At 42.3% G+C, this 17,512-nt stretch carries 16 protein-coding genes and 1 pseudogene; 6 read left to right on the top strand and 11 right to left on the bottom strand.

The features are described 5' to 3' along the window. Positions 1-21: 21 nt before the first annotated feature. On the bottom strand, positions 22-1,374 hold the full coding sequence (locus RCG23_RS14375; RefSeq protein WP_308176269.1) for a trypsin-like peptidase domain-containing protein: 1,353 nt from the start codon (positions 1,372-1,374) through the stop codon (positions 22-24). 245 nt (positions 1,375-1,619) lie between these two features. Here RCG23_RS14375 and RCG23_RS14370 point away from each other — a divergent pair. Further along, positions 1,620-2,568 (top strand): annotated as a pseudogene (locus RCG23_RS14370) (glutaminase). A 59-nt stretch (positions 2,569-2,627) separates the two neighbouring features. On the opposite strand, the gene RCG23_RS14365 reads toward RCG23_RS14370, so the two are convergent. From RCG23_RS14365 to RCG23_RS14350, 4 genes are all read right to left on the bottom strand, one after another. Further along, the gene (locus RCG23_RS14365) at positions 2,628-3,803 is read right to left on the bottom strand and encodes a toxic anion resistance protein (protein ID WP_308176268.1); all 1,176 of its coding nucleotides are present in this window, start codon (positions 3,801-3,803) and stop codon (positions 2,628-2,630) included. Next, a complete protein-coding gene (locus tag RCG23_RS14360; RefSeq protein WP_308176267.1) occupies positions 3,800-4,456 on the bottom strand; it encodes a 5-bromo-4-chloroindolyl phosphate hydrolysis family protein in 657 nt (218 codons plus the stop codon). The genes RCG23_RS14365 and RCG23_RS14360 overlap by 4 nt, the downstream gene beginning before the upstream one ends. A 234-nt stretch (positions 4,457-4,690) precedes the next feature. Further along, a complete protein-coding gene (locus RCG23_RS14355) occupies positions 4,691-5,251 on the bottom strand; it encodes a transposase (protein WP_308176266.1) in 561 nt (186 codons plus the stop codon). Between the two features lie 64 nt (positions 5,252-5,315). Further along, positions 5,316-5,870, bottom strand: coding sequence for a competence protein ComK (locus RCG23_RS14350; RefSeq protein ID WP_308176265.1), 555 nt, complete (start codon positions 5,868-5,870; stop codon positions 5,316-5,318). Positions 5,871-6,992: 1,122 nt separating this feature from the next. On the opposite strand from RCG23_RS14350, the gene RCG23_RS14345 reads away from it, so the two are divergent. From RCG23_RS14345 to RCG23_RS14325, 5 genes are all read left to right on the top strand, one after another. Next, the gene (locus RCG23_RS14345; protein ID WP_308176264.1) at positions 6,993-10,520 is read left to right on the top strand and encodes a cadherin-like domain-containing protein; all 3,528 of its coding nucleotides are present in this window, start codon (positions 6,993-6,995) and stop codon (positions 10,518-10,520) included. Continuing rightward, entirely contained in the window at positions 10,480-11,103 is a 624-nt protein-coding gene (locus tag RCG23_RS14340; RefSeq protein ID WP_308176263.1) for an RTX toxin, read from the top strand. Before RCG23_RS14345 ends, RCG23_RS14340 begins: the two co-directional genes overlap by 41 nt. Positions 11,104-11,128: 25 nt before the next feature. After that, positions 11,129-12,745: a cohesin domain-containing protein gene (locus RCG23_RS14335; protein ID WP_308176262.1), complete on the top strand. Its 1,617-nt coding sequence runs from the start codon at positions 11,129-11,131 to the stop codon at positions 12,743-12,745. Further along, positions 12,732-12,872 carry a hypothetical protein gene (locus RCG23_RS14330; RefSeq protein ID WP_308176261.1) on the top strand — a complete coding sequence of 47 codons (141 nt, stop codon included), beginning with the start codon at positions 12,732-12,734 and terminating at the stop codon, positions 12,870-12,872. The genes RCG23_RS14335 and RCG23_RS14330 overlap by 14 nt, the downstream gene beginning before the upstream one ends. A 241-nt stretch (positions 12,873-13,113) precedes the next feature. Next, the gene (locus RCG23_RS14325; RefSeq protein WP_308176260.1) at positions 13,114-13,602 is read left to right on the top strand and encodes a sigma-70 family RNA polymerase sigma factor; all 489 of its coding nucleotides are present in this window, start codon (positions 13,114-13,116) and stop codon (positions 13,600-13,602) included. Between the two features lie 61 nt (positions 13,603-13,663). Here the strand turns inward: RCG23_RS14325 and RCG23_RS14320 are convergent, their stop codons facing one another. The 6 genes from RCG23_RS14320 to RCG23_RS14295 all read right to left on the bottom strand — a co-directional run bounded on the left by RCG23_RS14320 (position 13,664) and on the right by RCG23_RS14295 (position 17,343). Then, positions 13,664-13,993 carry a sensor histidine kinase gene (locus RCG23_RS14320; RefSeq protein ID WP_308176259.1) on the bottom strand — a complete coding sequence of 110 codons (330 nt, stop codon included), beginning with the start codon at positions 13,991-13,993 and terminating at the stop codon, positions 13,664-13,666. Further along, positions 13,957-14,997, bottom strand: coding sequence for a HAMP domain-containing sensor histidine kinase (locus RCG23_RS14315; RefSeq protein ID WP_308176258.1), 1,041 nt, complete (start codon positions 14,995-14,997; stop codon positions 13,957-13,959). The genes RCG23_RS14320 and RCG23_RS14315 overlap by 37 nt, the downstream gene beginning before the upstream one ends. Continuing rightward, positions 14,990-15,667, bottom strand: coding sequence for a response regulator transcription factor (locus RCG23_RS14310; protein ID WP_308176257.1), 678 nt, complete (start codon positions 15,665-15,667; stop codon positions 14,990-14,992). The genes RCG23_RS14315 and RCG23_RS14310 overlap by 8 nt, the downstream gene beginning before the upstream one ends. 109 nt (positions 15,668-15,776) lie before the next feature. Beyond that, positions 15,777-16,304: a hypothetical protein gene (locus RCG23_RS14305; RefSeq protein ID WP_308176256.1), complete on the bottom strand. Its 528-nt coding sequence runs from the start codon at positions 16,302-16,304 to the stop codon at positions 15,777-15,779. A gap of 175 nt (positions 16,305-16,479) precedes the next feature. Next, on the bottom strand, positions 16,480-17,058 hold the full coding sequence (locus tag RCG23_RS14300; RefSeq protein WP_308176255.1) for a hypothetical protein: 579 nt from the start codon (positions 17,056-17,058) through the stop codon (positions 16,480-16,482). 3 nt (positions 17,059-17,061) lie between these two features. Further along, positions 17,062-17,343 carry a hypothetical protein gene (locus RCG23_RS14295; protein ID WP_308176254.1) on the bottom strand — a complete coding sequence of 94 codons (282 nt, stop codon included), beginning with the start codon at positions 17,341-17,343 and terminating at the stop codon, positions 17,062-17,064. Positions 17,344-17,512 lie beyond the last annotated feature (169 nt).

The following is a 17,512-nucleotide window of genomic DNA, read 5'->3' as shown; positions in this document are numbered from 1 at the left end:
TGGAAGGTGCCTGTCACTTTTTTATTTTTTTGTAATCTTATATTCCACGCTGTAGGCTGAATTACTGTAAGGAAGTGTCGTGTCGTCTATTGCATAGATGCCGATATGGTAGTAGCCAGGTGCAAGCTCTTGCTTTAATTTGCAAACATACTTGCCTGTTTCAGCCTGATACTCTGGGTCAGCATACTCTATTTCCTCTCCATCTTCATCGAAGATACTAAAGCCAAAATCTTTGCTAAGTGCTGCATCGATGGTAGCACCACTTAGTTCAATCGTCGAATTAGAAGTGACAAGGAAATAAAAAACATCGAAATCATTTGCATCTTTTAAAGCGCCCGAAAGTCCGCCTTCAGCGAAAGTGACTTCATTTGCTGTATCAAAGTCATCATTATCTTCCGTTTCGTTTGTATTCCCAACTCCTTCAACTGCTACATAAACTTCATGATTTACCTGCAGGATCGTTTTCGGATGGGAAAGATTCATTTTTGTATAATAATTAACCGGAATCGCCACATTCATATTTTGGCCGTCTGTAAAAGTAGCCTCATTAATCCCGATTAATTCTCCGTACGAGTTGATCAAAGCCCCTCCACTATTTCCATGGCTGATAGGAGCAGTAAATACCAAATACTTGAATCCACTTTTTGTGGTTGTAATATTGCTGACGATTCCTTCTGTAATACTATTTTGTTTGCCCAGTGGGCTTCCTAGTGCAAAAACTTTATCACCTGTTTTAACCTTATCAGAATTCCCAATCGTAACGGCTGGCAGGCTCTGTACTCCATCTACTTTTAACACAGCTAAATCCTTGGAAACATCATAACCAAGTACCTTGGTAGTATTGTAGACTTTACCATTCGCTAAACGGATATTAACACTGTAGATTTCCGTAACATCAGCAATAACATGAAAATTGGTTGCGATTACCCCATCTTTGCGGACAATGACACCACTTCCGGAGCTGATAGATTTCTTGTCTTTATCCAGCGCTTCAATATAGACAACAGAGGGATTGATTTTAGCAAAGGCTGCCTTTGCATCCAAGGGCTTTTGATTAACGGTAATAATTGCAGTCGCCGTGATTTTAGTGCTTGGCACATAAGCCGTTACATTGGAGGTTCCTTTTGTGACTCCTTTAATCGTTCCTTTACTATCAACGGAAACGACTGCAGGTGCGCTGCTCTTCCATTTAACTTTTTTCAAGTCGACGTTTGTTACTTTTAGCTTAAGCGTTTTGCTGGCACCTGTTAAAATAGTTACCTTCGGCTCAAGCATCTTAATCGTTTGTGTGGCCGCAAAGACAGTATTGCTGCCAAAGTTCATTACTGCAGATAAAATGAAGACAATTAAAATAGCAAAATTGAATTTTTTCATTCTTTCCCCCTGGAGCGCATTATTTTTTTCTCATCCATTTTTAATTTTAATAGTAAATAAATGGTTATGTCTACAAAAATTTACAGGTGACAGGCACCTTCCATATTTTTAGAAGGTGCCTGTCACCAAATTTTCATTTATCCTTATTTACTACGCCTATTTAAGGAGATTACACTGAAAGCAAAGATCGTTGAAAAGGGGCGCTTTCTTTGTTGAATACCTCTGATTCTCTTAAATCTATACTGATGAAGCAAAAACTGGATGAATGGATTGATCAGTTCAAACCGTTTACTGTTGAAGGTTCTTGTGCCAGTTATATTCCCGCACTCCAGAAAGCTGACTGCAATCATCTAGGCATCTGCATGCTTTCTGAGGATGGAACGCTCATTAAATCCGGGGATACCGACCAAGGCTTTACCCTGCAAAGCATTTCAAAAGTAATCAGCTTTATTCATGCCTGTTCATTCCATGGCATTTCACATGTATTGAATTATGTGGATGTGGAACCGACTGGTGATGCATTCAACTCCATTTTCCGCTTAGAATTAAGCCATCCGGGCCATTTAATCCGATGATCAACGCGGGAGCCATTACGGTAGCGTCCCTGCTGCCGGGCGACTCCCCAGGCGAGAAAGTCGAAGGTTTGCTTCATTTAATAGAGCAAATGATTGGCAGAAAACCTGTGATCAATGAAGAGGTATTTTGGTCTGAGTGGAATACCGCAAATCGGAACCGTTCCCTTGCCTACTGGCTTAAAGAAACGGGGTTCCTGTTATCCGATGTGGAAGAAGCAATCGAAGTGTACCTTAAATTATGCTCGATTGAGCTGAGTGTAACAGACCTTGCCGTGATCGGATTAATTTTAGCAAGGGACGGGGTTTATCCATTAACAGGCCGACAAATTTTCACAAAGGAAATTGCCAGCCTGACAAAAACACTCATGTTTACCTGCGGTATGTACGACTACTCGGGAAGATTCGCTGCATTTGTCGGCATCCCTGCCAAAAGCGGAGTTTCAGGCGGGATCATGGCAGCTATACCTTCCAGTATAGGTAGTCCATCCGATAAAAGACCGGAATCAGCACCTTGGGGCATCGGAGTTACGGGCCAGCCATAGACAAATATGGCAACAGCACAGCTGGAGTAATGCTTTTAAAACAGATCTCCAACGAATGGAATTTAAGAATACTATAAAAAGTGACTGTAAAAAGTGACAGGCACCTTCCAGTTGACTGGAAGGTGCCTGTCACCCATTATTTTTTAATTTCAAGCAGCTTTTGCCGGAGCTCCTGTTCCATGGATGCCAGTTCGTGTTCTGCCTGGCGGCGTTTGTTTCGGCCATCCTCCTGGATTCTCAAGGTTTCCTCAAGTGTGGAAATCAGGCTTTCCTGGGTTTTCTTCAATGTCTCAATATCGACAAGTCCGCGCTCATTTTCTCTTGCCGCTTCTATTGTGTTGGTTTTTAGCATCTCCGCATTCTTCAACAATAGATCATTGGTCGTTTTCGAAACCTGCTTCTGCGCCTCTACGGCGTGGCGCTGCCGGATCAGGGTCAATGCAATCGCAACCTGGTTTTTCCATAATGGAATCGCCGTCATGATTGAGGATTGGATTTTCTCGACCAATGCCTGGTTTGTATTTTGGATTAGCCGGATTTGCGGTGCGCTTTGGATCGTAATTTCCCTGCTCAGCTTCAGATCATACAAACGCTTATCCAGCCGGTCTGCAAATTGGACCATATCGTTTACTTCCTGGAACTTCATTTGGTCCCCGGACTCCTCAGCACCCTTCCTCAAAGCCGGAATTGTTTTTTCATGGAGCTCATCCAGCTTCAGCTCACCCGCTGCGATATACACATTTAAAGCATGGAAATATTCCTTATTATGTTCGTAGAGCTTTTCCAGCATGGAAATATCGCTTAAAAGGACATTCTTGCTTCGATCCAGTTTTACACTAATCCGATCGATTTGTGCACCTGTCTTTTGGTATTTTGACAATATTTCCTGGACCGATCCTGACAGTTTCCCAAACATGCGCGCAAAAAAGGATGGCTTCTCCGCCCGCAGTTCATCCGGACTCATTTCATTTAGCCTTTTCATAAGGTCGCCGATAATTTCCCCAACCTCACCGATGTCCTTTTTTTGAACATGCTCAAGCATGGTGTGTGAGAAGGATAACAGCTTTTCCTGTGCCTGCGTGCCATACGAAATCATGGCCTGATGGTTTTTGGGATCAATCTGCTCCGCAAGCTGATATGCTTTTGCTTTATTTTCCTCAGGAATGACGTCAATAAGCCTTGTAGGCTTCGAAGTATTCGGCTGCTTTACCTCATGGAGCTCCATACTTGGATTTTCCCCAAATGGGTTTGCGAGAATATCGTCCATTACATTGCCTGTACTGTTGAACAAATCGGCATTTTTTTCGCTCATTTTAACCTCCTGTTATGATCAATGAATTTGGAGTCCTTTTGTGTTTTAATCGTTCGTTTTGCTACATCAATTTCAAAATTGAGATGCTCAACATCAGCTGAAACGACCTGGTAAAGATCGCTTTCTACAGTCCTGGTCAGTTCCTCAAGCAATTGCCGCGTTTCGTATAGTGACTGGTCTATTTCCCGATTCTTTTTAGGCTGTGACGACAGGAAAACATACTTCTCTGTCAGCTCGAGGACCGAATCTAAATGTGAAAAATAAAACGGTTCCGCCTCATAAAACCGCTTCGGTTCTTTTTTCGTCATGTTGTATATTTTTTTTACCATCCGTAAAAGATCGATTCTTACCTTGAGCGATGAGAGCTGGCGAAGTGAAAAAAGCGTTTTGTTCAAGCGCTTGATTTTCTTTTTCGCTTCATCCAGGTTTTTCTTAATATAGCGATACTCTTTGCCTGTCAGCCTGTTCTTTTTTAAAAAGCGCACTTTCGTAATGACACTGAGGATCCACCAGACAACAATCCCGCCGCCTATCCCAAAAGCTGATGCGAGAAAAAAGGGTTGGTCAAAGGCAAAAAAACTGAACAGCCATACGATCGCCGTTACAGGGATGGCGACAAAGGTCCGGACAATTAAAGAGAAAAACGGGTTCATACTACATCCACTCCTGACTGTTTTCCCTACCTATTTATACGTAAATCCTATGGGCAATGTTTCACTGCTTAATGAAAAATTCACATATAATGGGAACGGATCACTTAAACATAACAATACACCACAACAGTCCCTTTTTCTACAGACCAGGATAGTAAAGAAAACTAGGGCTTGAGACGTAGACGGAGATTTAGTTCGGTGACAGGCACCTTCCAGCCAACTGGAAGGTGCCTGTCACTCCTCCTCCTCAACATAACGGCAATAACTTAAACGGCTCGCTTCAGCTGCTATTATGGATGTACTAGAGGACAGAACTTGAAGGTTCAAGAATGGAAAAGGCGGGGTGATGGATTTTTTGTAATACATATAACTGCTGTAGGGGTAATCTTCCATACGGGCGACCATCGGGGGCTCGGTGGCGATAGGGTTGCGGTGGATGTATCTGCTTGCACGGAGAAGCTCCAGGGTAAATGGAATCGGGTCGCTATTGAAGCGATGCTGGAACACATGCCCGACATGCTCGTACTTACGATTAAAGTAGTCCGTATATCTTCTATTAAAAGCGGCCATGATTTTTGAAATGGATACATGCTCTGACTTTAACAGGAAATGATAGTGGTTTGTCATAATGCAGTACGCGGAGATGGAGATGGGGGTGACTTTGTGAATCATCGTCAATAGACGGAAAGCCTCCTGCATATCTGTTTCATCACAAAAGAGATCCTGCCGGTTGTTCCCCCTCGAATAAATATGATGGTAGGCATATGGAACCCACTCTCTTCTTTTTCTAGCCATAACGTTCTCCTCCTTTTTTGGGTGACAGGCACCTTCCAGCCAACTGGAAGGTGCCTGTCACTCATTATTCTTTAATCCTGTACTTCTTAATTCTTCCTTGGCCTTCGATTATCCTGAAGCCTTTTCGGGGCTCGACATAAAAAATCAGCGGGCTCCTTAAGTTCCTGGAGATGAGTTCCCTTAGTTCCTGAGCTTTGTGGCGCTTATTATTAAAGGCATTTTCCCTCATCCCTAAGCAGAAGGAATGTCCATAGCTCAGCATTATTTCCGTTTTACGTATGCCAACCGCCCTCGTCTTTCCAATATGTATTAGAGAGAACCAAACGCAATCGGGTTTGTTAAAGGACTTTGTCGGAAACAGCCAGATTCCGAGAGTTGCATTAATCTTTATCGGGTACATATGGATTTCACCAAGTAAGTCCTTTGAGCTTTGGCGTGCTGCCTGAAAGTTTGAGCCGAGGCGCAGCAACGTCTTATTGATAAGCTGTATTGGCGGCATCCTCACCAAAAATGTTTTTTTGCCTTCAATAACCCTTGTCCAAAGGTTTCCAAAGTCATCATACTCACCCGTAAGCAGCACTGTTTCTTCATTTATAATGTAATTGTCCAAAATAATCACTAATTCCCCTCCTATTTGATTACAATTCTTTTGAAAAAGGGTATACTAGCTTAGTTGGTATACCCAACACACAAGCCCTCGGGATCTGTCACCCATGACGAATCGCCCGGGGGTTTTGTTTTCCACGCAATTTGATGCTAAATGCAGCTTTTCTTTCACATCCTCCTCACCTCCTTTTCATAAAAGAAATAGCATGCGTAAATATTGGCAGGATCCAGATGTCTCGAATAATACGATTCTTATATTATCTTTGCTTTGTTTTTTTCTGAGTGTTGGCACTGTGGCAGATGTAGTGGTTTGGTTTTAATTTATCCTGGTGAAGGATCGTAAAGGTGGAAAAAGAAGTTCATCGTGACGATCGATCGCCTCTAGATGAGATTGAAGTTTTTGAAGTAGGCAAAAGCAATTTATATCAATAAAGTGTAATCCATTTCTACTCTTGATATAGGAATTAACTGTTATATTATTCCATTTCATCCCTCTCGACATTATTATCATATTTCGACAATAATTTGTACAGATATTTTTTCCGCTCGATTTATCCCAGCTTTTTCTCTCTTTCAAGGAGAATTTGACTGATTTTTATTTTCTTAGTATAATAAATTTTTCCATATTAGGAATTTCCTCGTATAATCTGGGTTTTCTCCAGTCATCTATTCTAAAAAAGCTTCAATCTTTTACCTTTTCAGTGTCATTACCTCTTCATTTTTCGCCTTCAAAATCAAATTTTCATAAATTATGAGAAAAAATAATATTTTATAAAAATTCAAGGATATTTCACATTTAAAAGGGTGACAGGCACCTTCCAGCTAACTGGAAGGTGCCTGTCACCCTTTTCGTGTCGAATTTTGTCTTGAGAATATTGGTAAATGCTATTATACTTGAAAATATTATCACAATCAGGATATTCATGGGAATTTCCTGGTTCTTTTTTAGGATGGTGAGTTAGTTGAGAGAAGGAAAAAATAGAACATTTTTACCATTGAGTAAAAAAGGGCTCGCGGTCTTTTTAGGGATTTCCTTAACAGCAATGCCTATTAGCAATGCTTTAGCTGTGGCACCCCCAAGTCCACAAAATAGTAATATCATAGTTTCGGAGGATTTTTCCTGGCGAAGTCAGCAATGTCTGAAAACGGATCGACTGTCTCCATTAACATGGGCCAGCATTTCCCGCGCCTTGACATCAATACACTGGCTTTATCCGCAGCTTCCAGTCAACAAAATGTGGCGACTGCCGCAGTTTCCGATAAAGCACTTTTATTAACAATTCAGGGCTACGGTACGACAACAATTACTGTTACGGCTACAGACCACACTGGCCTTGCAATTACTGAAACCTTTCAAGTAACAATTGATAGAACGGGAGATATAAACGGTGATGGTACGGTTAGCTCCTCTGATGCCCTCTTTGTTTCAAAAGTAGCAAAGGGATTAATTATCGTCAGTCCTGAGGAATTAAAAAAGTACGATATCGACAAAGATGGCAGCGTAACGAATGCCGATGTCCTTGCCCTTATGACGTTGATCGCCAGCCAAAAGAACGGCTCAAACACTCCTCCATTAACAGATAATAATTACATCATTTCAATGAGGAATATAAATGATGCGCCATTAGGATTACCTAAGGATTACAGTGTTAACGAGGATACGGAACTAAATGTAACAGCCAGTTTAGCAGCTGATGTGATTGATATCGAAAATGACACGTTATCCGTTTCATCTGTTACACAGCCAGTGAACGGAGCACTGACTCTTAAAAACGATGGCTCATTTACCTATCAGCCCAATGCCAATTTTAACGGTGTCGACACTTTTACATACAAAGTAAACGATGGTTCCAAGGAATCTGCACCAATCTTAGTTACGATCAATGTTGCCGCAGTAAATGACTCGCCAACGGCACAGGACGGAACTTTGGACGTGACAGAGGATACGCAGAAAAATGGCCAGCTTTCCGGAAGCGACATCGACAATACAGAGTTAACTTATCACCTGGTTACTGACGGTTCAAAAGGAAACGTCACCATCAACCCTACAACAGGTGAATTTGTTTACACACCACATAGCAATGCAACTGGCACGGATTCATTTACTTATAAAATTAGTGACGTTACCGGCGAGTCCAACACGGCAACTATCGCAGTCTCGATTGCCGCAATAAATGATGCCCCAGTTGCGGCGCAGGATCAGTTCACGACAGCCGAGGATTCTTCCCTAGCGATTACCGGCAATACAGGTGTCCTTAACAATGATACTGATGTGGAAAATGATGCTCTATCTGCAATGCTCGTTTCTGGCACGAACCATGGTTCGTTTGTCCTGAACAGCGATGGCAGCTTCAAATACGAACCGGATAGCAATTTTTACGGCGACGATACTTTTACCTATAAAGCAAATGATGGTACGAGCGATTCTGAACCAGTGACAGTCACCATCCACGTTACACCGGTAAATGACGCGCCAACTGCTTTAGACGGAACCTTGGACGTGACAGAAGATACTCCGAAAAATGGCCAGCTTTCCGGAAATGACATCGACAATACAGAGTTAACTTATCACCTGGTTAATGACGGTTCAAAAGGAAACGTCACCATCAACTCTATAACAGGTGCATTTGTTTACACACCACATAGCAATGCGACTGGCATGGATTCCTTTACTTTTAAAATAAGCGACGGAACTGGCGAATCAACGACGACAACTGTCTCAGTCACGATTGACGCGGTAAACGATGCACCAGCTGCGACGCCGGATCAGTTCACAACAGCCGAGGATACTACCCTAGCGATTACTGGCAATACAGGTGTCCTTAACAATGATTCTGATGTGGAAAATGATGCTCTGTCTGCAATGCTGGTTTCTGGCACGAACCATGGCTCGTTTGTCCTGAACAGCGATGGCAGCTTCAAATACGAACCGGATAGCAATTTTTACGGCGACGATACCTTTACTTATAAAGTAAACGATGGCATGAGCGATTCTGAACCAGTGACAGTCACCATCCATGTTACACCGGTAAATGACGCGCCAACGGCACATGACGGAACCTTGGACGTGACAGAAGATACGCCGAAAAATGGCCAGCTTTCCGGAAGCGACATCGACAATACAGAGTTAACTTATCAACTGGTAAATGACGGTTCAAAAGGAAACGTCACCATCAACTCTACAACAGGTGCATTTGTTTACACACCACATAGCAATGCAACTGGCACGGATTCCTTTACTTTTAAAATAAGCGACGGAACTGGCGAATCAACGACGGCTACTGTCTCAGTCACGATTGACGCAGTAAATGATGCCCCAGTTGCGGCGCCAGATCAGTTCACGACAGCCGAGGATTCTTCCCTAGCGATTACAGGCAATACAGGCGTCCTTAACAATGATTCTGATGTGGAAAATGATCCTCTGTCTGCAATGCTCGTTTCTGGCACGAACCATGGCTCGTTTGTCCTGAACAGCGATGGCAGCTTCAAATACGAACCGGATAGCAATTTTAACGGGGACGATACCTTTACTTATAAAGTAAACGATGGCATGAGCGATTCTGAACCAGTGACAGTCACCATCCATGTTACACCGGTAAATGACGCGCCAACGGCACATGACGGAACCTTGGACGTGACAGAAGATACGCCGAAAAATGGCCAGCTTTCCGGAAGCGACATCGACAATACAGAGTTAACTTATCACCTGGTAAATGACGGTTCAAAAGGAAACGTCACCATCAACCCTAAAACAGGTACATTTGTTTACACACCACATAGCAATGCCACTGGCACGGATTCATTTACTTTTAAAATAAGCGACGGAACTGGCGAATCAACGACGGCTACTGTCTCAGTCATGATTGATGCGGTAAACGACGCACCTGCCGTTACCAATACAATCTCAGACCAATCAATGGCAGCGGGAACAGCAGACCTTAGCTTCGACTTAACAAATGTGTTCGCAGACGTCGATGGCGATCCACTCGTATATAGCGTCAAAACAAGCGACCCAGCTATTGCAGCTGTAAGTATGACGGGGGCAAGCCTCAAGCTCACACCTGGTGTAATTGGCACGGCAACGGTCACCATCACGGCGGCAGATGGAAATGGCGGAGTTGAAAGTACTTCCTTCAAAGTAAACGTAACAAACCCGAATGCTGCGCCAATCGTCGCACACAGCATTGCAGACATTAGTACAAACGCAGGCTCTGCACCTGGCACAGTCGATCTTTCAGCAGTTTTCTCAGATGCTGATCACGATACGTTAACTTATACCGCCGTTTCCAGCGATGCCAATATCGCAACAGCAGCCATCTCGGGCAACAGCTTAGCGGTCACACCAGCAGCCGCCGGCAGGGCAACGATTACGGTTTCAGCGACTGACAGCCATGGTGCATCAGCCACAACAACCTTTGTAGTGACTGTAACAGCCTCAAAAAATGTCACACTAACGCCTTCGTTATTTGATAGAGATGCGTTAACAGAAGCTAATCTGCATGCTGCTACTATTTTATTAACTTTGGATGGAGATAACTTCAATCAATCGGCGTCAGAGGTTGATTTTAAATTAAATAATGCTCCTGCAGGTCTAAAGCTTGGACCGGCATTAATTATGGGAAATGAAGCTTATCTTATTTTGGATTATGACGGGCGACTTTGACCAGGATATTTCCAATTTCAGCATTACGGCACTAGGTACGGCAACAGAGAGCGGTAACGAAATTCAATCAGATAATATGAAGATTTCGGCCATACAAGAGCCAAATGGGCCAGGATTTATTTCGGAGTATTTGCAGAGTGATAACGGCAGAGTAGCCATTGAAATCTATAATAAAGGCATAGCGGATGAAGCTGGCTACACATTGGAGATCTATCAATATAATAAAATCCAAAATAAAAAGCTTGTTAACTCGATGCCATTATATCCGATGCAACCAAATATGCCCTATATCATTATTGACAACATATTCTATGATTTTTTTGACATAACAAATGCTCCTTACTACAACGAGGAAGCTACACTGTCCGGCAATGGAATTGTAAATGTCGCATTTGTCCTTAAGAAAAACGGAGTTGTGGTTGACGCTATTGGTGATCCTAACGGCACTGCACCCATTTTGTCCCAAAATGGAACAATGGTGAGGAAGAAAAATTTCGCAGGTGGGATGCCATCCTATCAGCCCTACCAGTGGAGCCTTTATCCCAATGGAACATATCAGTATATCGGAAGTCATACTCCATAAAAACAAACGGATAGGAGGTTACTAGATGTTACGTAAATTACTAGGTTCAAAGCGAATCATGAGCGGATTATTCGCCATCATTCTCACTGTCTCTACCATAACGGCGATAAAAGCCGATGTATTACAACCGCAGCAGCCCTTTACTGTTTCGATTTCAAACGTAGCTGGCGCACAAGGGGATATCGTCGAGGTTCCGGTTGCAATCAATACACCAACGACTCCCATCGCCTCTTACCAGATGCAGCTTGAATTTGATAAAAGTAAAATAGAGGTAGCCGAAATTAAGCCGCAGCACGGAACAAGTAATAGTGATTGCGGCAGCGATGAAAACGGCTGTTTTGTTTCAAACATCAATAATAATGATGGCTGGCTGAAAACAGTTTGGGTGGACAGCAGCGGCGGCAATCATCCGATCACGTCGGCAAAAACATTATTTACGATTAAACTCAAATTAAAAAGCAATGCTTTAACCGGAAATACAAAATTAGAGATCGATAAGGCGCAACAAGGAAATATTCTGTTTTCAGATGCCCAGGGACAGGAAATCTCGCCAGTTGCCATTTCCGGAGGCACGCTGGCCATTTATGAGCCGGCACCAATTCCCAACAAGGATGTAAGAGTAGTCCCTGTTGTTTTAGAAGATGGTACACAAGCTGCGAAGGTAGAAATTGTCCGAACAACAGAAAAAGATGGTGCTAAGAAGGATTCGATCAACTTTGACGAACAAAAAGCAAACGAAACAATCGAGCAAGCGGTAAAAGCAAATAAGAACACCGCGACCATCGTCGTTGTTGAACCAGAAAAAGACAAATCAGACCTGATCGAAGTAGGAATCAAGAAGGAAGCAGTCGCCAAGCTGAGTGAAAACAATATAAACATCAAGATTCAGTCGGAAAAAGCTTCTGTTGAGGTTCCTCTCGATACAGTCAAACAGCTTATGGCAAATGGCCAAGACCTTTTCTTCCGGATGGAAAAATTGAAGGATTCAATCAGTTATAAGAATACAGAGGCGTTGGTAAAACAAGCTAATCCTGCTGCCAAGCTAGTTTCTGAACCAGTAGAGGTTGAAACAAACTTCAATGGCCATACAAAAGTCGTTGTTCCACTCGATCAAACTGCCCTGCCACAAGACAAAAAGCAGCTGGCGGAATTCCTTAAAACCTTGTCAGTCCACATTCAGCATAGTGATGGAGAAATCAAGGTTGATAAAGGTGAAGTGGTATACGATAAAAACGGCAACCCAACAGGAATCGCTGTCTGGGTTGAGAAGTTCAGTACGTTTACCATTATTGGATCGGAAAAACCAAAAGCAACAAAGGAAATTGGTTTTGTTAAAATTTCCAAACGGATTAACCTTTGGACAAGGGATGAAAATCATCAAGTACGCTTTAGTAAAATCCTCAATCCAGGTGAAGTTTACAAAGTGTACAATATTGATAAGCTTCATGGTGGGCAGTATGCGGTAGGCGGCGGCGCATGGATTACAAATATGAATTCCTATGTCAGCTACCGGTCGATTGCCCAATATGGTGCAACGGCATCCATGTTCCCGAAAGGCCAAAAAAGAAATAGGCTATGTCACAGTAACAAAACCTATGAACCTTTGGAAAAGAGAAAACAACGGAAAAATGAACGTTGTTAGAGTCCTAAATAAAGGTGAAACCTATCGAGTGTATACCACAGACCGAAGCCATGGCGGCCAGTATGGCCTTGGCGGAGGCTATTGGATTACCCAAATGTGGGACCACATCAGCTACAAAAGCTATTAACTATTGGTGACAGGCACCTTCCAGCTAACTGGAAGGTGCCTGTCACTTTTTTCATACCCGAATTTGTCCAATTCACATTAAATAGCTCCCAAAAATGAATTTTGAGAGCAAAAACCGTCTTCTTGCCACATTTTCGCTTTGAAAATGGATTTTCCAAGATTCGAGTAAAACCGTTGCTGGCTGTATGGTAAAGCTACCCGGGAATACATTGGAAGGCGCGCTATCCTGAAGGGATCAGCAAGTGGAAGGCTTTGAGGATTTAGTCAAACAGTATACGCCGATGGTTCATAGAATCATAAGGTCACTGCATATTTACAAAAATGTGGATGAATTCTATCAGTTAGGATTAATTGCGCTCTGGGAGGCGCAAGGAAATTTCAAAGCGGAGAAAGGAAACTTCTTCAACTATGCCTATACGTTTATTAAAGGCCGCATCTTAACGGAAATGACGCACATTAATAGGAGCGAAGAAAAAAGCATCTATCCAAAGGAGGAATATTGGGAAACCGTCGAGGATCAGCAGCCCGACAGACCACTTGAAGTCGAAATAGTGCTCTCATACTGCAAGGATTTGACGGAAAAAGAAAGGAGATGGGTCCTAATGACTTGCATCGATGGAATGTCGGTGAGGGAAATTGCGGAAAAAGAAGGAGTCTCCCTTTCAGCTGTAAAGCAATGGCGTATCAGCGCCAAAAACAAAATAAAGGGGCAGCTTGAAAAAGCGGACTGAAGCATGAATGGAGTGACAGGCACCTTCCAGCTAAATGGAAGGTGCCTGTCACCTGGAAATGTCACCCAGGAATTACGATCTTAAACACCGCTCCGCCCGATTCGGCGTTAGACGCTGTTATGGTACCGCCATGGCCTTCGATGATGGCCTTGGTGATGGCGAGGCCCATGCCTGACCCGCCTGCCTCTCCGCTGTAAAATCGCTGGAATATCTTCTTTTCTTCCTCAGCTGCAATCCCTGGACCATCATCTTTAATCTCAATGACGGCATGCCCATCTTCAAAAAAGCTTTTAATTAAAACTTGGGATTTTGCATAGCGGATTGCATTCCCCAATAAATTGATAAATGCCCTTCTCATTTTTTCCTTGTCCATCCAAACGGTATCAGCCATGTTAGTTTCCACCTTGATCTTAATTCCCTTTCGCCTGCAATCGCGTGTATACTTTGGACAGCTTCCAGAATGATCGTCTCCAATGATTCATGATTAAAATAAAAGGAATCATCGACATTTTCCAGCTTTGCTAAATAGGTGATGCTTTCGACGATTTTTTTTAACCGCTGGCTTTCGGCAATGATGACATTCAGGCTGTGACTTACATCTTCTCCGCTCACTACTCCATCCAAAATCCCCTCTGCATTGCCCTGGATCGCCATCAAAGGCGTCTTTAATTCATGCGAGGCATTTTGAAAAAACATCTTCTGCTCATCGTCATACTGTTTAATTTTACGGGACAAAGCATTAAAGCTATCGGCCAAATCCTTGATTTCATCCTTTGTATTAATCGAAATTTCCTTGTGCGCCCCTTTAACCGTATAGTTTTTTAAATGGTCAGTCAGCATTCGAATCGGTTTCGTAATACTTTTTTCAAAAAACACACCTAATAGAAGTGCAATAAGAGCAGAAATGATTAAACTGATAAACTGGGAATTGCGCATAAGACCATTAAAATTATTGATATCATCCAGCCTTGCGATCAGGGTCACATATCCCTTGGTCTTTCCGAGCTTAGCGGTAAATGGAACCGTTTCGGTAACAAACTTTTTCGTAGGTCCAGTACTCAGCCGTTTTACTTTCTCTAAATCGATATCATCCGAATCGGTATAAATAATCTCACCATTCTTTTTCCAGATGATCATTTTAGAAGACAACAATTTTTCCGAAATAAAAAGCGCCTTCCGTTTGCCAAGCCGTTTTTGGACATTTTTGTTTGATATAGCGGACTTGCTCAGTAATTGGCTCATGACTTCCGCTTCTTTTTGAAGCTTCACTTCTGTTTCATGGATTAAATAGCGCGTGGTAATAAAATTAAAGGATAGGCTTGTACTCAAAAAAATGCTGGCGATTAATAAGGAATAGGTTAATAACAGCTTTGAGCCGATTTTCATCTTAATCATCGAGTCGGTACCCATATCCCCAAATCGTCGATAGCTCGACTGAGGATTTGTGCATTTCTAATTTTTTTCGAACTCGTTTCACGAGATCATCAATAAGCCTTCCATCACCCGAAAACTCGTATCCCCATATATACTCCAGCAATTCTTCCCTCGTATATGGCTTTCCTTTATTGCACGCGAAGAATAGAAACAAATCGTACTCTCTCGTCGTCAATTTGATTTCCTGTCCATCTTTTTCTATGTATCTTCTATTAGTATCGATATTAACATCCCGAATATTTACCAATTGCTGCTGGACGGCAGTGTTTTTTTCCATCCTCTTAAAAATATTCCTGATCCGCACCATCAACTCTCTCGGGCTGAAAGGTTTTGTTAAATAATCATCCCCGCCGAGCTCGAGACCTAAAATCCGGTCAAACTCATCATCTCTCGCAGAAACGAAAATAATGGGTGTTTCACTTTGCTTTCGAATTTCCTTACAAAGCTCCAGGCCATCGATATGAGGCATCATGATGTCAATAATCAACAAATCGGGCTTTAAACGCAGCATCTCCTGGAACACTTGCCTTCCATCAGAAAAAAGAGTCACCTTATAACCTTCATTTTCAATATATTTTTGCAAAATATCGCGGATATTCTTTTCATCATCGACTACAAATATATGCTTCACCAACTGTCACCTCGCTTCCATTATAAGTTATTATCCGATTCATTAGTTAAATTTTTGAAAAGCTAAAGAAGAGATAGAGTTAGACTCTATCTCCTGTGAAAAAATCCATTTAATTGAGGATATCAATCATTCTATCTATTTCTATATCCTTTTCCTTCAGCTTTTCATTGATTTTCCGGTTAGTAGACAAAAGCTTGTTGAATTGTTCAGTTTCGATACCAGTGTGGTTTTTCACGGCTTCCTTAAGCACCTGTTTTTCATTATGTGCCTCAGTAGACAGGGCCTTCAACTCTGCATTTAATGTCTTTAATTGCCGCTTAACCCCTTTAGCCTGCTTCAATAAGGTTTTATTCCCGATCTTTTTGGCGGCAATGATTAAATCAACCAGATGGTCCCGTTTGTCTACAATTTGTTCCTTTAATTCCAGCCGTTCCGACCGAAGAGCATTCAGCTGATGAAATTGATAGGCATATTGATTAAGAAACTCAAGACGTTTTCCAGCCTGCGGATTTGCGGGCTTCGCCTCAGTATTTGGGTGGGCTGCCTGTTCAGCAGCTTGAGCGGAAACACTAGTCGTCCCAACGGTACCGCCCATCAGCATCACCACACCAATCCCTGCAACCATTTCCTTCTTCATCCTTATCTCTCCTTCGTCCATCTTCTTCATAACTTAAGTATAGACAAAGGATTCGGCATAACTTTGGTGTAATTGTGTGAAAAGTGTGTGAAATCGGTGACAGGCACCTTCCTTTTTGCTGGAAGGTGCCTGTCACCTGGAAACAAATTGGGTGGTGCCTGTCACTCTATCTGCTTTAAAACTCCAAATAATTATTAGCACTCGGATGCCAGGCCGTATAGTTGTATGCACCGAGTAAGATTTGCATTTGATCCTTTACCCAGCTAAGAATCGATGCCGCGTGGTTTTCAGGTGAATATCTTTCCAAATGCTTCCCGATCAAAAATGAAAAGGACTCCTCCTGATCAACCAAATTCGTAAATTCTCTTAAAAATTCCCGTGCATCTTCAAAATCCTCCCAGCTTCCATCATGATAAATAATGGAGGAAATAAAACCTTCCTGAAGAAGAGAATCAAGAATATGTATAAATTCTTTCCTGCTATTTTTGTCCTGTAGTTTATTATATAGGTTGCGCTGTTCCAGCCAGCTTTTATCCATATAAAGATTAACGGACCAGCCGTGCTCGGATAAGGATATTTGCAGCTGAGTAACGTAGTGGAATGCGATTTGGTCCCTCGTGCCATGGTCACTTACTTCTGAAAAAACTCCAGATAATCTCGCCAGCTCGTAAATGAATTCTCTTTGTTTCCCAAACCCCATCCTCAAATAGTCAACCCAGCCTCCATTTGCAATCGGAAATGGCCAGATAAACATTGGTTAAATTTCTCTGAGGTGCATTCCAGTGAGGGAAAGGCCTTTCTTTCTTAAAAAAGACGCGATTCCCTCCTCACCTCCAATGCCTTCGAATAGCGGAAGAAAGCGGTGAACCACCACTTCTTTTCTCGCAGCAATAACACGTTGATCTTCAGATTCAGCAAGTTTTGTATCAAAAGCATCATAATCCTCATCTTTAAAATAAGGCCTTTGAATTCCATGGTCTAAAAAATCATCATCCTCATAATAAATTGAACTTTTGGCAGAAAAACTATCTTTTTTCATTATTCTCCATCCAATCTATTTCTATATTATGGGAGGTGCCTGTCACCTTCCAAATTACTGGATTGTACCTGTATCCAAAATACCATGTTTAATTAAGCATTAATGAAAATTCACATTTTATTTAAGTTAATTTTCGTAAATTGTTAGAAATAGATTGGAAAACAGTTGG

This window comes from Neobacillus sp. PS3-34 (assembly GCF_030915465.1).
Taxonomy (GTDB): domain Bacteria; phylum Bacillota; class Bacilli; order Bacillales; family Cytobacillaceae; genus Neobacillus_A.
Note: the sequence above shows the minus strand (reverse complement) of the source record. Positions and strands in the feature narration are given on the sequence as shown.

Excerpts from the sequence above, each read along its gene's own strand:
- RCG23_RS14375 (WP_308176269.1), bottom strand. The coding sequence starts at position 1,374 with ATGAAAAAATTCAATTTTGCTATTTTAATTGTCTTCATTTTATCTGCA.
- RCG23_RS14365 (WP_308176268.1), bottom strand. The coding sequence starts at position 3,803 with ATGAGCGAAAAAAATGCCGATTTGTTCAACAGTACAGGCAATGTAATG.
- RCG23_RS14360 (WP_308176267.1), bottom strand. The coding sequence starts at position 4,456 with ATGAACCCGTTTTTCTCTTTAATTGTCCGGACCTTTGTCGCCATCCCT.
- RCG23_RS14355 (WP_308176266.1), bottom strand. The coding sequence starts at position 5,251 with ATGGCTAGAAAAAGAAGAGAGTGGGTTCCATATGCCTACCATCATATT.
- RCG23_RS14345 (WP_308176264.1), top strand. The coding sequence starts at position 6,993 with ATGTCTGAAAACGGATCGACTGTCTCCATTAACATGGGCCAGCATTTC.
- RCG23_RS14340 (WP_308176263.1), top strand. The coding sequence starts at position 10,480 with ATGAAGCTTATCTTATTTTGGATTATGACGGGCGACTTTGACCAGGAT.
- RCG23_RS14335 (WP_308176262.1), top strand. The coding sequence starts at position 11,129 with ATGTTACGTAAATTACTAGGTTCAAAGCGAATCATGAGCGGATTATTC.
- RCG23_RS14330 (WP_308176261.1), top strand. The coding sequence starts at position 12,732 with ATGAACGTTGTTAGAGTCCTAAATAAAGGTGAAACCTATCGAGTGTAT.
- RCG23_RS14320 (WP_308176259.1), bottom strand. The coding sequence starts at position 13,993 with ATGGCTGATACCGTTTGGATGGACAAGGAAAAAATGAGAAGGGCATTT.
- RCG23_RS14315 (WP_308176258.1), bottom strand. The coding sequence starts at position 14,997 with ATGATTAAGATGAAAATCGGCTCAAAGCTGTTATTAACCTATTCCTTA.
- RCG23_RS14305 (WP_308176256.1), bottom strand. The coding sequence starts at position 16,304 with ATGAAGAAGGAAATGGTTGCAGGGATTGGTGTGGTGATGCTGATGGGC.
- RCG23_RS14300 (WP_308176255.1), bottom strand. The coding sequence starts at position 17,058 with ATGTTTATCTGGCCATTTCCGATTGCAAATGGAGGCTGGGTTGACTAT.
- RCG23_RS14295 (WP_308176254.1), bottom strand. The coding sequence starts at position 17,343 with ATGAAAAAAGATAGTTTTTCTGCCAAAAGTTCAATTTATTATGAGGAT.